Genomic DNA, 14,728 nt, shown 5'->3' on the forward strand with positions numbered 1-14,728 from the left:
CTCCCCGCGAGAAGGGCAAACTCAAGGCCGGACGGGCAGCGAGCACGCGAGGCGGCGCGCGGATCTCGCCGCTGCTCTGGCCGCTGCCGTGCCCTCCGTTCCGCCGAATTTCCCGGCGCCTTGACCGATCCCGCGATCGCCGCCTTCGGCGCGCCGGGCCGCGAGATCGGCGCGAACGAACGCGAGCGGGCCCGCGCTGAGCTGGCCGTCGGTCCGCCGCTCCAGATCCATCAGCGCGGCGATCTTCGCCACGCAAACGTCACGACCTGACACACGGACGTCATAGACAGCCGTGCTCGCGGGCGCGCGGCGGCCATCGACCGTCGCGAACGCGCTCGCCCGATCGAGCAGGAAGCGCGCGCCGGGCGGGCGCGCGGCGCACGCCGGCATGCGGGTGAGCTCGGTGCGGACATTCGGGACGATCTCCCAGCCGTCGAGCGGCAGGAGCGGCGGGGCCTTCGCGGTCGCACCTTGCGCCGTCGTCGCGGCAGGCGGGATCGGCACCGTTCGGCCGAGCGTCAGGCCGTGGAAGCTGAGCAAGAGCGGCACGCCGGCGCTCGTCGGCTGCCCAAGCGCGGGCTCGCCGAGGTTCGCGAGCGAGGCGATCGGCCGCGGGGCCTCGCCGGAGGACCACGCGACGAGCGACGCCCCGCGGAGCCACGCGACGGGGCCATCCGGCGCCTCGCTGAAGGCGACCTCCGCCTCGGGCATCAGCTCCAGCGGCACCTCGGCGACCTCGGCGCCGCGGCCCGGCCTCACCTGGATCAGCACGTCGCGGCCCGAGGCGCGCACCCCGAACAGGATCCGGCCCCCGGACGCCGCGAACCGGGCGAGGATCGCGTCCCGGCCGACGCCCTCGGGCGCCGGGCCCGTCCACGAGCGGACCCTGGCCTGGAGCTCGGTCGGGTCGAGCCAGCGCAGCGTCCACGTCGCCCGCGGCGCAGCGGAGGCGCCGCGCGCCTGGAGATCGGCGCCGGCGCCTCTGACAGCAGCGCCGTCGGGCGAGCGCACCTCGAGCGCGGCGACGGTGGAGAGCTGGCCCCAGCGCCTGTCGCTCACCGACGAGACGCGCCGCTGGCCGTCCGGTCCGGGCTTCACGTCGCGGGCGAGCAGCGCGAGCGCCTCCTGGGTGCTGCGCGGCGGCGGCAGGCCCGCCGGCGAGAGCGGCGGCCCCGGCTGTGTCGTGCAGGCGAGCGCGCGCTCCGGCAGCGCCGGGGACGGCGGCGAGCGGAGCGGCAGGAGCGGCGCGGCCCCGAGCGCAGGACCGCGGAGCGGCGCTCCCTGCGCGGGCAGCGGCGGCCCCCAGCCGACGCGGAGGTGGGTCGAGATCCTCAGGCCGGCCTCGTTCACGGCCAGCATCCCGGGCTCGGCGAGCAGGTCGCCACTCCGGGCGATCTCCGCCGCGGCCTGGGGTGGGATCTCGATGGGCGACCACGTGCGGCCGGCGTCATCCGACGCGAGCACCTTCCCTTCCCCGACGGCGATCCCGCGGCCGGCGTGGACCACGGCGTGCGCGGCCCCGGCGAGGCGAGCCCGCGAGGCCTCACCGCCGGGGGAAAGGACGACGGCGGTGAGCTCTCCGGCCTCGTCGGCCACCACGAACGACAGCGCGCCGTCCTGCCCCTCCTCGATCGGGCTGACCACGTTGACGTCGTCGCCCCCGCCGCGCAGCCAGCCGAGCGGGAGCAGCGGAGCCTCCCTGCCGCCGGCGTCGATCACCGCGACATGGGCGCCGGGCGAGGCGCCCTCGCGGCCGTCGCCGCGCGGCGCGGGCTCGTCGCGGGGCGCGACGTCGCTGTCCCAGAGCCCGCGCAGGATCGCGATCCGGCCGTCGGCGAGCGCGCCGGCGCCGCGCCAGCGGACGTCCGTGCCCGGGCGGACCGTGCTCCACCGGCCGCTCGGCTGTCGCACGCACACGCTGCCCTCGTCATCCGCGTCGCACGGCGCGAGCAGCAGGGCGCCGCCGCTCGGGGACACGCGGAGCTCGGCCTCGCCGCTCCGCACGAGGACGGGGGGCTCGCTGCCGAGAGGGCGGTCGGGCTTGACCTGGAGCACGCCGAACGGATCGTGGCGGCCGTCCGTCCCGCCCTCGCCGAGCGCGCAGGCCACCCACGCCGCTCGCCCCGCGCGGCCGACGCCGCAGACGTTCAGCCAGTCGCCGCGGCCGAAGGGGGCGACCTCGTGGAGCGCGCCGGTGGCGAGATCCACGCGGGTGAGGACGCCGTGGCTCGCCGTGATCACGGCGGACGTCCACACCGCGCCGCTAGAGATCGCCGCCTCGAGCGGGTGGCGCCCCGTCGCGCGGATCCAGCGGAGCAGGGGCGCGCCTGGGCCGGGCTCGGGCGCATCGTCGGCGGGCGCGGGCCCGAGCCGCGCCTCGGCGACCAGGATCCGCGCCTCGCGCTGCCCGGACGACGAGGCCCTGCCCTGCGTCACGGCGATCAGCGCGCCGTCGCGCAGACGGACGTCGGCGACGCGGAGCAGCGCGGCGGGGTCGCCGTCCTCTCCGTTCCCACCCGGCGACGGCGCGACAGGGCGCCACGACGCGCCGCCGTCGGCCGTGACCGCGAGCCCTGCCGCCTCGAAGAGCCCGGCGCCCTGCCGCGCGTCGCGAAACGCGAGGGCGCGCAGCGGCAGGGCGGGCAAGCCCGGCAGCGTGCGCGGCTGTCCCGTCTCGATGTCGAGGAAGATCGGGGAGTCGGCGATGGCGTCCCAGACCGCGACGACGGCGGGCCCGCCGCCGATGCGCTGGAGGTCCGTCTCGGACCGGGCGAGGACCGCGGGCGCGCCGAGCGGGTCATCGAACCGGTAGACACCGTGGACTCCGCGCCCGACGAGCCGCGGGCCGGTTGCGGACGGAACCAGCACGAGCTCGATCAGGGGCTCGGGGCACGCCGCGGTTTCCGGCCGTGCCGCGCCGTCGGCACCGACGAGGACGCGCTGGCCGCCGACGAGCGCGAGCGTGCCGCCGGCGACCCGGGGCCCGATCGCGGTCGCGCCGCTCGCGTCGACCCAGCGGGCAGGCACGGGCGCGGGCGGCGGAAGGCGCGCCGCCGCGGGCGCGCCGCGCTCTTGCGGCGCAGATCGGGGCGGCGCGCCGCCGCAGCGGGCGAGCGCGAGCGCAGCGAGGAGCGCGGCCGCGCGCCGCGACCTGCGCGGTGGCGCTGCGAGGCGGGGAGCGCCCGCCGCTCTGGACTGCATCATCAGGGCTGAGACTACCGTGATTCGCTGGCCGCCGCGGCGCCGTGACGGGCCGCAGGCAGCGCCTTGCGGCCGGCGTGCGCACGCCAGAGGTGCGGTGTCCATGGCGGTACACGGAGGCCGCAGCGGCACACGGAGGCAGCGCCCGCGACAGGGACGCAGCGACCGCGACAGCGAGGCTCAGTGGACGGCCGAGCCTGCCGGGACCGGGGCGGTCTCGTCTGCCAGCGCGGCTGCCCTGCGGGCGAGGAGGGCCATGAGCCCCCTGGCGCCAACCACGGCATGGTCGGACACGCAGTTGTTGAAGATCGCGTGCACCTGATCTGCCTCCTGGGAGAGCCGCGCGACGGTCTCCGCCCAGGGAGCGAGCTCCACGGGGTCGTAGATGTACCTGAACTTCTCGTTCACGCCGACGGGCGCGTCCCAGGTCTCCTCGCGCCGGCCGTGGAAGCGCACCACGGCGAGGCGAGGATCGCCGACGAGGGCGGTGGGAGGCATGCTGTTGTCCTTGCCCTGCGGCTCATCGACGATGACGTAGAATGCGCCGAGATCTCGGAGGAGATCCGCGACGCGCTCGATGCGTCCAGGCATGCCCCATGACCCGTGCCGGAGCTCGACGGCGAACGGGAGCCCGTCCATGCGCCTCCGGCAATCCTCGATGACACGCACGTTGCCGCGCGTCGCCGTGAACCACGGAGGGAACTGGAAGAGCACATACCCCAGCTTGCCCGCCTGGCGCAGCGGATCGAGCGCCAGCCGGAAGCGCTCCCAGAGCGCGTCTCTGACCTCGGCCGGCAGGTCTGCCGGGTAGAGGCGCCGCCTGTCGAAGAGCGAGGCTGGCAGCGCGCCCTGGACGTCCGGGGGGAGGCGGACGGGCTCCACGGGGTGCTGGGTGAGCGGCGCGAACGCCTTCATGTTGAACACGAAATCAGGCGGAGTCCGCTCGACCCACTGCGCCACCATCCCCGGCCCCGGCAGGGCGTAATAGCTCGAGTTGACCTCGACCACGGGGAACTGGGACGCGTAGAACTTCAGCCGTTGTGCCGGGCTCGACACGCCCTTCGGGTAGAATCGATGGCTCTTCACCAGGGTCGGGTCCGTCCACCCGGCGGTCCCGGCGAGGGCGTTGCCGATGCGGGCGGGCACAGGCGCGCACACCGCGAGCGCCGCGGCGCGCGCGAGCCGCTGCTCCTGCTGGTGAGGAGCCTCCTCTGAAGGCGACCGCGGCGGGTCGCGCAGGGCTTCTTCGTGCATATCGGGAGCAACCTAAGGCCTCTTTGCGGTGATGGAACCGCTCGCCCGGAGATACGGCGGCAGGTGCTCATTGCCTCTCATGAAGGTCCTCTCTCCCGTCGTGCGCATGCGCTGGTCGTGCGCGTACCCTCCCGCTCGCTCGACGAGCTCCCGGATTGCCAGATCCTGATCCAGGCGGTTTTCCGTCACGCTCTTTCGCCGTGGATGAGGCCGCGAATGCAGAGCGCCGACAGCGTGGAGAGCCCAGATTGTGCATGCGCCGACCGGTCGCCTGCGCTATACTGAACAGGGGCCAGGGAGATTGATATATTCCTGCCCGGCAGGACAGAGGTGATCGATGTATTCAGCGAATCGTCGCCGGAATATCGAGCGGGAGGAGCGCATGCTGCTCCGCGAGAAGCGGGAGCAGGCGGCCGGCAAGCTCCTTCAGAAGGTGCCGCAGCTCACGAGCTTGAACCTGGAAATTCGCGAGACCCGGCCCAATTCGGCCATGAATGAGACGCAGTACATCCGCCGCGTCGTTGTCGAGCATGCGCATGCGCTGTTCGAAATGCCGTGCTCGTACTCTTCGTGTGACAACGGCGGCTACGACGTGACGCAGGAGATCCTGAGCGGCCTCGCTTCGCGCACGGCGCGGTTCGAGGGGGAATGCGCCTGTCGAGGGAGCTGTGGTGGCGAGTGCTGCTCCCGGGTCCTCCGCTACGTCGCCACGGCCACGTACCGTGGCCCCGAGGCGTAGGGCGGGCGCTTATCGCCCGGGACGGCGTACGCCGCGAGGGGCGGCCGGGGCGCTGTCCGCGCCTCGGCTCGCGCTCCGTGCTTCACTCGGTGATGGGAGGCTGTGGCCCCGGGACGATCCCTGCGATGTCCGGATCCTCCCCCGGTGACCCGCCATCACCGAGGCCCTTTTCCTTGCGGCGCGCGAGACGGTTCGCGTCTTTCTCGCGCTGCTTTTCCTGCCGGGCGCGTTCTTTTTGCCGCTTCATTGCTGCCTGTTTCTGCTGCATAGGGAGCCAGGCCTTTCAGCGCCTCCGGACGGCGCGTTCTTCAGCACCTCGCGGTGCGTCCTGAGAAGGCGCAGGCGCGGCGCACGAGCGGCGCCGCGCCTCGCCCGCGATCAGTACCGGTCGCCGCGGCCGCCGCGGCCGCCGGAGCCACCGCGACCGCCGCGGCCACCACCGCCGCCGCCGAAGCCGCCACCGCCGCCGCCGAAGCCACCACCACCACCGCCGCCGCCGAAGCCACCGCCGCCACCACCGCCGCCGAAGCCGCGCGCCGGGCGCTCCTGCGCTTCGTTGACCTTGAGCGCGCGGCCATCGAGGACCGCGCCGTTCAGCTGCGAGATCGCGCTGTTCGCCGCCTGGGCCGAGCCCATGGTCACGAACGCGAAGCCGCGAGGCTGCCCCGTCTCGCGGTCGGTCGGCATCGCGACCTCACGGACCTCGCCGGCTGCGGCGAACGCGGACTCGAGGGTCTCGCGGGTGGTGCTGAACGAAAGGTTTCCTACGTAGAGACGATTTCCCATGCCATCCTGCTTTTTTTACGGCTTTCTGGTGCGCCGCTGAGGCGCTCTCGGCCTGCCATCCGACGAAGCCGTAACGGATCGAACGGAGACGTGCCGCGCGGAACTCCCGCGCGGTCACACGGTGCGTCGTCCAGTCGTCCGAGCGAGCTGCAGGCTCCCTCACGAGAGGGAAACAGGAAAGCGTCGTATCGAGGGCCAGGGACGTTCGTGAGGAGAAGCATCCTAGCCCGATGCGCCGTCTTTCGCAAGCGGGCCGTCCGTGGTCCAGGCCACCGCGCGTCTGTGTTCGCGCCTCGCACTCGCGCCTCGCGCGGGCGCGCCAGCTCCACGCGGCCTCCTGCGCGCCCCGCCGCGCCAGCGGGCTGTATGCTTACGGACGGCTCGGGTGATCGCCGGTACGGGCGAGGCCGTCCGCTGCGGCCGCGACGTCCCCCCGCGGCGTGGGTGAGGCCGCGGCGGCGCCGGCCTCGGCGGGGGCGGAGCGGCTGGCGATCCAGAGCCAGAGGACGAGGGCGCCGAGCGCGACGCGGTACCAGCCGAACGGCGCGAGGCCATAACGCTTCAGGTAACGCAGGAAGACCGCGATCACGAGCAGGGCGACGGCGAACGAGACGGCGAGCCCGACCACGAGCGCCACGATCCCGCCGGGGGCGTCGAGCAAGGCGCGGCCGTTCTTGACGAGATCGAAGACCGTCGCGGCGCCGAGCGTGGGGATGGCGAGGAGGAACGAGAACTCGGCGGCCGCGGCGGTGCTGAGGCCGGAGAGCTGCCCGCCGACGATGGTGGTCATCGAGCGCGACGCGCCGGGCCAGAGCGAGAAGCACTGCGCGAAGCCGATCGCGAGCGCGCGCTGGAGCGTGACGTCCTCGACGCGCGGGGCGCCCTGATCCGGCCGGCGGCGGCGGACCGACTCGACGCCGATCATCAGGAAGCCGCCGACGATGAGCGCCGCCGCGACGGGCCCCGGGCCGAACAGGTGCGCCTTGATGGCCTTGTGGAAGAGCAGGCCGACCACGGCGGCGGGGAGAAACGCGAACGCGAGGGCGAGCGCGAGGCGGAGGCTGTCCGGATCCCGCCGGACCATGCCGCGCACGGTGGTCGAGAGGCGCTCGCGGAAATAGACGACGACGGCGAGCACCGCGCCGAGCTGGATCACGATATCGAGCGTCTTCGCCGCCTCGCTCTGGTGACCGAGCCACGCGCCGAGCAGGATGAGATGACCGGTGGATGAGACGGGAAGGAACTCGGTCAGGCCCTCGAGGACCCCGAGCAGGACGGCATCGAACCAGAACATTGCGCCGAGTCTACCCTCACGCGGGCGAGAGGTGCTCGAGAGCGCGCACGGGATCGGGCTGCGTGGCGGGATCGCGGCGCGGCCGCGGCGGCGCGACGGAGAGCGCCGGCCGTCGACGCGAGATCCCGTGGAGGCTGGGCCTCCGAGCGCCGCGCCGCCAGCCACGCGGGCGATCGGCGCCGGCGGCAGGGCGCGCCAGCGGGGGCGCGCTCGACCGCGACGCGCGCGTCGCCCTCGCGGGGACGATCTCGCCGGCGATGGCCGCGCAAGGCGCGAAGAGCCGCGCGTCCCGGAGCCGCGCGCCGCGGTGTTCGCGGCCGCGCATGGAGGACGCGGAAGAAAGCGTCGTAGTCGGCGCTCACCTGGGCCAACGAGCGGAGAGGGCGCCAGCAGCACAGCGGTAATCGCCGCAGCCCCCGTCCGCCTCGATCACGAGCCGTTTCACGAGCCATCGCTTGGCGGACTCAACAGGAGTGATCGAGGCACCTGCCCGTCGCTACCGCAGTTCGCCCCACGGCTCGACGCGGGCGATCGCACGGGCTGACGCAAGCTGCAGAGCACGAAAACGCCAGCTCCCCGCGAACAGGGCACCTGGGACAGGGGGAAGTCCCGACAGAAACAGGGAAGTCCCGAACAGCCCGTAAGTGCCCGCCGCGCGAAGCCGTGCGAAGAAGAGAAGAAGGACACCGCGAGTACCGCAGCTCACACGCTGACCATGTGAAGATTCGAACAAGTCGCAGTTGTTTCCGCCGCGCATCGCGACCGTGAACCAAGGCGGGCGCCCGCAGCCGCGCTGAACTGGGCCGTTCGCGTTGCATCTTCCACGTCCCGAGTGCCTCCACGACACCGTCCAAGCAGGTCGAACGGAACTCGAGATCTTCGTGCTGGTCTGTCGAGAGAGCATGTTGCGCGGTTGACTCGAACAAACATCGTCGTGTACACCTCGATAGAAGAGGCCGTCGGCGCCGGGGGTGCCGCCGTGCAGGCCATCGACACCACGCAAGCGCGCTCGCGCACTTCCGCGGCACAGCGGCAGGAGATGCGGGCCCGCGATCGTCGCAGGGAGGCAGCACTGTGTCATCGATCGTAAGAGCCCATCGCACCTCTTCGCAGGGTCAGCACAGGGACGCCACGATCTCGTCTTCCCGACGAAAGTATTGCGTCCTCGTCGTCGACGACGACGAAAGGGCCCTGAGGTCCATTTCCGCGGTCCTCTCCGGGGACGTCGACGTCGTGGAATGTACGTCGGCGGAGCAGGCGCTCGTATTGCTCGAGACCAGGGAGTTTCACCTGGTCTGCTCCGACGTGGTGATGCCTGGGATGAAAGGGGACGAGCTGCTCCGGAGGGTGGCGAACATGCCCGTGTACACGAGCTGTCTCCTCATCACCGGCGCCGAGGAGTACACGCGCTCGAAGGAGGCCGTGTATCACCACGTGCTGCTCAAGCCGTTCAATCCGGCCCGGCTCACGGCGCTCGTCCTTCAGCTGGCGCGCCTCACCGAGATGAAGCGCTCGGTCCACTCGATGGCGGACTCGCTCACGCCGACGGACGCCGGGAGCGAGCTCGTGTCGTGCGGCTGGCCCGACGCCGGCATGGCGCCGGACTCGTCGCACGCGCCGAGATCCACGAGGCTGGAGGCCTGCGTGACGTGCGGCGCCACGCCGCACGATCTGCCGCACGAGCCGGAGCCGGCGAGGGCCGCCGCGTCCGCGCTTCGCGCCCGGAAGCGATGGGCCCGGTGAGCCTGCGGCCGCGCCGCCCCGCGGGCGGCGGCGCGGCCGTCGCGGCGCGGGTCAGGCGCCGCTCGGGCCCTGCTCTTCCCACCACCTCGCCATGCGCACCTGCATCTCCTCGACCGAGACGTCCTCGATGACGGCCGACAGGATCCACTGGTGCCCGAACGGGTCCTCGATCCTGCCCTCTCGCCGGCCGTAGAACTGGTCCGCGATCGGGTAGATGATCTTGGCCCCCGCCTCGACGGCGCGCGCGGCGACCGCGTCGGGGTCCTCGACGTTCAGCGTGAGGACGATCGGCGAGCCGCCGAGCGCCTTCGGGCCGCGCGCGTTCCACTGGGGGGCCTCGTCGGCGATGCTGATGACGGAGTCGCCGATCACGAGCTCGGCGCAGACGATGGCGCCGCCGAGCTTCGGGTCGGCGAGGCGCAGCTTCTCGGTCGCGCCGAACGCCTTCTTGTAGAACGCGATGGCGTCGGTCGCGCCGGCAACGACGACGTGCGGCACGACGGCGTGGTACGGGGGCGGGGCGATGGGGTGTGGTCGCTGGGTCATGGGCGAAGGATGCCCACGCGGCCGGAGCGGGTATTGTAAAAACATGCCGGCCTGCCGAGCCGGCTCGTCCAGCGCCGGCTCGGCCAGCGCCGGTGGTCAGCCGTCGAGCGGGACATGGTTCCGCTCGCGGCGCCTGGTCACGTACTCGGTGGGCGTGAGGCCGGCGAACGCGCGGAAGTCGTGGATGAAGTGCGCCTGGTCGTAATAGCCACACGCGGCCGCGACGCCCGCCCAGGAGACGCGCTCGCCGCGCTCGATCGCGGAGACCGCCTGCTGGAAGCGCTGCACACGGCAATAACGCTTCGGGGTGAGGCCGACCCGCTCGGTGAAGCTCCGGATGAACCGCTTCGAGCTCATCCCGAGCTGCCCTGTCACGTCAGCCACGGTCCACGCGCGGGACGGGTCCGCGAACGCGGCGAGCGCGAAATCGACCGAGGGATCGCGCTCGAGCGGCGCTCGCGGGCGGAGGAGCCGCGACGCGAGGGCGGACTCGAGCGCGCGGAGCCTTTCCTCGGGGGTCTTCGCCTCGAGCACGCGCTCGCGGACGAGGGCGGCCTCGCGCCCCCACAGCGCGTCGAGCGAGACGTGGGCGCCGCCGAGCGCCGCGGCGTCCGGGCCGAAGAACGGGGCCGCGCCGCCCGGGGAGAGCTCCGCGCCCACGATCGCGCGCTGCTCCGCCGTGTCGATCGCGAAGTGCTCGGCGTGGGCGCCGCAGACGGCGATGCCGGAGAGGCGGTGGCAGCGGGCGGCGCCGCCCTCGGCAGCGCCGTGCTCGGCAGCGCCGTCGTACCAGCGCAGCTCGTCCTCGGCGAGGTTGATGAGCAGGCTCATGGCGCCGCTGGGGAGCACGCGCTCGAGCAGGTCGGGGAGCTCGGGGGCGGCGTAGTACCAGAGCAGGCGGACGAAGCGGCCGAGCGGGGGAGGCGGGGTGTAGGTGACGAAGAGCATGGGGCGGCCCGGGAGAGGCAGCATGCCATGGCCGAGGACGCGCGGCGCGCAAAGGCCGCTCCGATCGAGCCGTACCGCGGTCGAGCAGACGCCCCGCTCCATCGAGCCAGCGCGCGAACGGCTTCGGGAGCGGTCCCGTGGAGGGGCGCTCGGAGCTCAGTAAGGCGGCAGCATCCTCCGGAATCCGTGGCCCAGCGCCAGCACCAGGAAGACCAGGTTGCGCAACGGCAATACCGGCCAGAAGAGGCCGAGAGGCCCTTCCGCTAGGGCGGTTCGCTCCTCCCCCGCCGCGGCGCCCTCCCCTTGTTCGCCCCGGAACACCCGCGCGAGGCGCGCGCCGAGCCGCCGCATCCACGCGACCGACCGCGGGAAATCGGCGATCCCGTCGAGCCACGCTCCCGGGATCCCGCGCGCCCCCAGCGTCGCGCCCGCGAGGCCGCCGACGATCGCGCCCGTGCTGTCGGCGTCGCCGCCGAGCAGGATCACGTCCTCCACCGCGCGGCGGAAATCGCCCGGGTGCGCGAGCCAGCAGAACAGGGCCGCTGGAACGGTGTCCACGATGAAGCCGCTCACGCCCTGATGGAGGCCTATCGCCGCGGCGAAGTCCTCCGCCGAGGCGCGCCGGCCGAGCAGCTCCGCCGCGCGGTCGAGCCTGCGGCGGAGCTCCTCGTCCGCGACGCGCTCGCGGAGCAGCGCGAGCAGCTCGGCCGGACTCACCTGCTCGGGCGTGCGCACCGCGGCATACGCGGCCGCGAGCGCGATGATCCGCGCGCCCTCCTCGGCGCGTGGATCGGTGTGCGTGAGGCGCGTGGACGCGCGCACCATGGAATCGATGCGCGACGGCGTGAGCGCGAGGGCCGCGCCCAGGATCGGCGCGCGCATCGCGGCGCCGTTGCCCGCGGAGAAGACGCCGCTCCGCTCCGGAGAGAACCCGAGCCACAGCTTGAGGATCGCCCGCAAGGTGGCGTAACCGACGCCCGCCGGCAGCGAGGCGAGCCAGCCGCGGAGCTGCCACGCGAGCGCGCGCGCGAACCGCGCCGCGTCCCACGGGGCGGCCAGGAGCGCCTGGGCCGTCATGCACGCGTGCTCGGCGTCGTCGCTGATCATCCCGCGGCCGAGCACGAAGCGGTGCTCGATCGGCGACGCGCCGAAGAGGCGAGCGGCGCGGCGGCGCGACAGGCCCTCTCTGGGCAGGCCGAGCGCGTCGCCGACCGCCGTCCCAAGGAGGACGCCGGCGAGGCGGTCCTCGCGATCGATGGGTATCGTCTCGATGGCCATGCGAGCACGCGCTTCACGTTCCGTGCCCGGAGAGCGCGGCGGAGAGCCGCGCTTTCACCCGCCCTGGCCAGGGCGGCGGCTTGCCAGGATGGCAGTCCGTCGACAGGCTGATCGACACCGTGTCGCGAGAGCCGCGGTAACCCGCTCCGGAACAGGCCCTTCTCGGCGCCTTCGGCGCTCCGCGCGCGTGGCTGGCTACGCCCGCCGGCGCCGCCGCGCGAGCGCGAGGCCCGCGAGCGCGGCGAACGCAGCGGCGCCTCCGCCCGGGCCCGCCGAACCGCCAGCGCTGCACCCGGCCGCCGCCCGCGCACCGTCGGGCGCGTCGCCGGCGAGATCGGTCGCCTCTTCGAGGTCCGACAGATCCGGCAAAGCGTCGGACTCGTGGGTCCTCAGCAGCGCCGGCTCGTTTTCCAGCGCGTTGTCAGCGATCGGCCGGACGACGACCTCCTCGTAGTAGCCCTCCAGGCCCTTCGAGCCGGCTCGCAGCGCCGCGACCGGCGGCGCTGCGGCGCCGGCCGCCTCGACCCGGAACAGCGTGTTGCCGAGCGTCACATACCAGCCCCCGTCGAACCAGCGCGCGTGGCCGAGCGCGCTGCTGATCTCCTCGGGCGCGGCGCCCGGGCGGCCGATGTAACGCTTGCCCTCGTTGAGGAACACCACCTCGCCAGAATCGCTGATGCCGTCGTGGCCGACACGGAGCTTCTGCTGATCGAGCTGGCTCGAGGTCGCGAAGGAGCTGAGCTGGTGCAGCTCGCCGTCCGGGGTCCGCAGCCACACCTGGTTCACGTCCCCGTCGCTCCTCAGGAACCCGGCGTGCCCCGCGTGCAGGAGCAACCCCGCGGGGTCGCCCGCGATCGAGTCGCCGAGAGCGACCTCTGCGCCATCCGCCGTGTACAGGAAGCTCGAGCTCGTGCTCCCGTCCGACCACCGGCCAGCGACGTTCGTCCCGTCGGTGATGGGCCGCTCCAGGTTGCCCGGGTGGTCTCCGAGGGTGCCCACGAGCAGGTGGCGGATGAACGGCTCTTCGTGCGTCGCGTAATAGATGTCACCGGTGGCCGCGATGTCGGACTGGAACGGCGAGTCGCTGCCCGTCCGGCTCCAGATGCCCCGGCTGTGCCCCGTCGACAGCGTGTGCGCGTAGGCCCTGCCCCCGTCCTCCGTGACCCACACCAGCGAGTCGCCGTTCACCGCGTCCAGCCGGCCCGTCGTGATCCTGGTCCACACGCCGTCGACCGCCGTGAAGATGCGGCCGTACCCTGACTGGATGGCGGCGCCCGATGGCGTGAGCGCGCCGTAGGTGGGGGTGCTCCCGGGCGGATCCTGCGGCAGCGTCGCGAGCCAGCTCACCTGCTGCGAGGCGCGGTCGAGGACGCCGAGCGACTGGAACTGATTCAGGAACAAGACACGGGCAGCGTCGAAGTCGAGGATCGCCCCCGGGGCGCGATGCACCGCGACGAGCTTCGGGCTCCGCTCGATAAGGAGGGGCCCGAAGGTCGCCGTGGCCTCGGAGCCGGCGCCCGCATTGCCCGAGAGCGTGACGGTGAGCTCTTCCCCCGATTCGAACGCCGGGAAGGGGCGAGTGAGGAGCATCAGCGTCCCCGGAGGCGAGCTCGAGGTGCGGTCGATGCAAGCGCTCGCCGTCTGCGTCCGGCCTCGAACCTCCACGCAAAGGCGCTGGCACGCCTGGGTCGATGTCGCGAAACACCTCACGTCGAGCGGCACGTTCCCCGAGATGACGCTGTGCGGGCGCGGGCTCGAGAGGTAAAGAAGCGGCGTCTCCTGGGCCAGCGCAGCCGCGGCCGTGAGCGACAGGAGCGATGCGGCGGCGATGCTGATCAGCGTACGAGAATCGCGCATGGGACCTCCAGTTGATGAACACTTGGATGCTGCCCCGTGGCGCCGTGTTCACGGCATCCCTCGCCAGGGGCAGCGCGCGCGGCTCCTTGGAGCAACGCGAGCGCGAACGGAAGCGACTTCGCCCCCGCTCGCACGCTGTCATCGGATCACCCCGGTCACTCAAGCGCTCGAGCCTGCCAGCTCCAATGTGCTCCGAGCACCGACGGCGAGCTCAGCGAAGCGGCCATCGCCGAGCCCGCCCCCCAGGACGCCTGCGCCTCAGGGGCAGCGCGGAGCTGTGTACTCGCCGCTGGGATCGGTTTCCCAGAGCGAGCCCACGCTGAGACGGAAGCGCACTTCGGCCTCGTCGATGGAGAGGATCTCGAGCGTGCCCGGTCCAAACGACCCACCGCCCCACGGGCAGTCGTCCGGCTGCGGAGAGTGGGGCTCGCCCGTCTCGCTCATGTGGCTATAGCTGACGAGCGCGGGATCCTCGAGATCGTAGACGCCGACCTGCTGGTAGGCGCTGGGCAGCACGATGCTCAGCGCCCAGTGCCCGCCGCAGGTGAGATGCGTGGTCGGGGAGCCGCACGAGACACCGAGATCCGATGCACGAAGGAAGAGATCGTTGGGATCGAGCGCGGGGCCGCCGCCCGACCCGCTGCTGCCGCCGACGTCACCCTGGCTCTCCCAGTACCGGTCCCAGAGCACCTCCATCTGAGCGCGCGTCAAGGCGACAGCCGGCAACGCATCACCTGGCTCAGCGTCGCCCCCGGAGCTGCCGCTGCCCGCAGTGTCGATCGAGCCGCTCTGGCCCGGCGGATCGGCGGGGTCGTTCGAGCCGCTCTCGCCCGGCGGATCGGCGGGGTCGTTCGCCCCGCCGTCGTTCATCGCGCCCTCGATGAAGCTCACGTCACAGGCGGCCAGCAGGAGGGGCGCCAGGATCAACAGCATGGAAGCGTTCTTCGTCGTCATGGCGTCCACCATTGCACGACCAGCGCCAACCTGACGGCAGACCAAAACCACGGCCAAACGACGGTGCAACACGCAACCTGTGCCGCGGGTGTGCCAGCGTGCGCCTTGGCGCCCTTGGCCGGCCGCGG

Annotated in this window: 12 protein-coding genes; 2 read left to right on the top strand and 10 right to left on the bottom strand. The window is 72.8% G+C overall.

Translation table 11 applies throughout. The features are described from left to right. Positions 1 to 21: 21 nt before the first annotated feature. Positions 22 to 3,204, bottom strand: a complete 3,183-nt coding sequence (locus tag WMF12_RS31540) for a hypothetical protein (protein WP_437851334.1) — start codon at positions 3,202 to 3,204, stop codon at positions 22 to 24. 177 nt (positions 3,205 to 3,381) lie between these two features. Further along, positions 3,382 to 4,455 carry a DUF72 domain-containing protein gene (locus WMF12_RS31545; RefSeq protein WP_437851336.1) on the bottom strand — a complete coding sequence of 358 codons (1,074 nt, stop codon included), beginning with the start codon at positions 4,453 to 4,455 and terminating at the stop codon, positions 3,382 to 3,384. 337 nt (positions 4,456 to 4,792) lie between these two features. Here WMF12_RS31545 and WMF12_RS31550 point away from each other — a divergent pair, with 337 nt between their 5' ends. Then, positions 4,793 to 5,194 (top strand): hypothetical protein, encoded by a 402-nt coding sequence (locus tag WMF12_RS31550; RefSeq protein WP_437851338.1) that lies wholly within the window; start codon positions 4,793 to 4,795, stop codon positions 5,192 to 5,194. Between the two features lie 82 nt (positions 5,195 to 5,276). Here WMF12_RS31550 and WMF12_RS31555 read toward each other — a convergent pair whose 3' ends face one another. The 3 genes from WMF12_RS31555 to WMF12_RS31565 all read right to left on the bottom strand — a co-directional run bounded on the left by WMF12_RS31555 (position 5,277) and on the right by WMF12_RS31565 (position 7,274). Then, a complete protein-coding gene (locus tag WMF12_RS31555; protein WP_437851340.1) occupies positions 5,277 to 5,462 on the bottom strand; it encodes a hypothetical protein in 186 nt (61 codons plus the stop codon). A gap of 110 nt (positions 5,463 to 5,572) precedes the next feature. Then, on the bottom strand, positions 5,573 to 5,980 hold the full coding sequence (locus WMF12_RS31560) for an RNA recognition motif domain-containing protein (protein WP_437740369.1): 408 nt from the start codon (positions 5,978 to 5,980) through the stop codon (positions 5,573 to 5,575). A gap of 370 nt (positions 5,981 to 6,350) precedes the next feature. Next, positions 6,351 to 7,274 (bottom strand): undecaprenyl-diphosphate phosphatase, encoded by a 924-nt coding sequence (locus tag WMF12_RS31565; RefSeq protein ID WP_437851342.1) that lies wholly within the window; start codon positions 7,272 to 7,274, stop codon positions 6,351 to 6,353. A 1,200-nt stretch (positions 7,275 to 8,474) separates the two neighbouring features. Here WMF12_RS31565 and WMF12_RS31570 point away from each other — a divergent pair. Then, positions 8,475 to 9,017, top strand: coding sequence for a response regulator (locus WMF12_RS31570; protein ID WP_437873910.1), 543 nt, complete (start codon positions 8,475 to 8,477; stop codon positions 9,015 to 9,017). A gap of 51 nt (positions 9,018 to 9,068) precedes the next feature. Here WMF12_RS31570 and WMF12_RS31575 read toward each other — a convergent pair whose 3' ends face one another. From WMF12_RS31575 to WMF12_RS31595, 5 genes are all read right to left on the bottom strand, one after another. Then, on the bottom strand, positions 9,069 to 9,563 hold the full coding sequence (locus WMF12_RS31575) for a VOC family protein (RefSeq protein ID WP_437851344.1): 495 nt from the start codon (positions 9,561 to 9,563) through the stop codon (positions 9,069 to 9,071). A 96-nt stretch (positions 9,564 to 9,659) separates the two neighbouring features. Next, positions 9,660 to 10,511: a helix-turn-helix domain-containing protein gene (locus WMF12_RS31580; protein WP_437851345.1), complete on the bottom strand. Its 852-nt coding sequence runs from the start codon at positions 10,509 to 10,511 to the stop codon at positions 9,660 to 9,662. Positions 10,512 to 10,667: 156 nt separating this feature from the next. After that, entirely contained in the window at positions 10,668 to 11,789 is a 1,122-nt protein-coding gene (locus WMF12_RS31585) for an ADP-ribosylglycohydrolase family protein (RefSeq protein ID WP_437851347.1), read from the bottom strand. Between the two features lie 195 nt (positions 11,790 to 11,984). Continuing rightward, complete coding sequence (locus WMF12_RS31590; RefSeq protein ID WP_437851349.1) at positions 11,985 to 13,646, bottom strand: MYXO-CTERM sorting domain-containing protein; 1,662 nt, start codon at positions 13,644 to 13,646, stop codon at positions 11,985 to 11,987. A gap of 258 nt (positions 13,647 to 13,904) precedes the next feature. Continuing rightward, on the bottom strand, positions 13,905 to 14,600 hold the full coding sequence (locus WMF12_RS31595; RefSeq protein ID WP_437851351.1) for a hypothetical protein: 696 nt from the start codon (positions 14,598 to 14,600) through the stop codon (positions 13,905 to 13,907). Between the last annotated feature and the right edge of the window lie 128 nt (positions 14,601 to 14,728).

Source organism: Sorangium sp. So ce363 (assembly GCF_051520435.1).
GTDB lineage: Bacteria > Myxococcota_A > Polyangia > Polyangiales > Polyangiaceae > Sorangium > Sorangium cellulosum_B.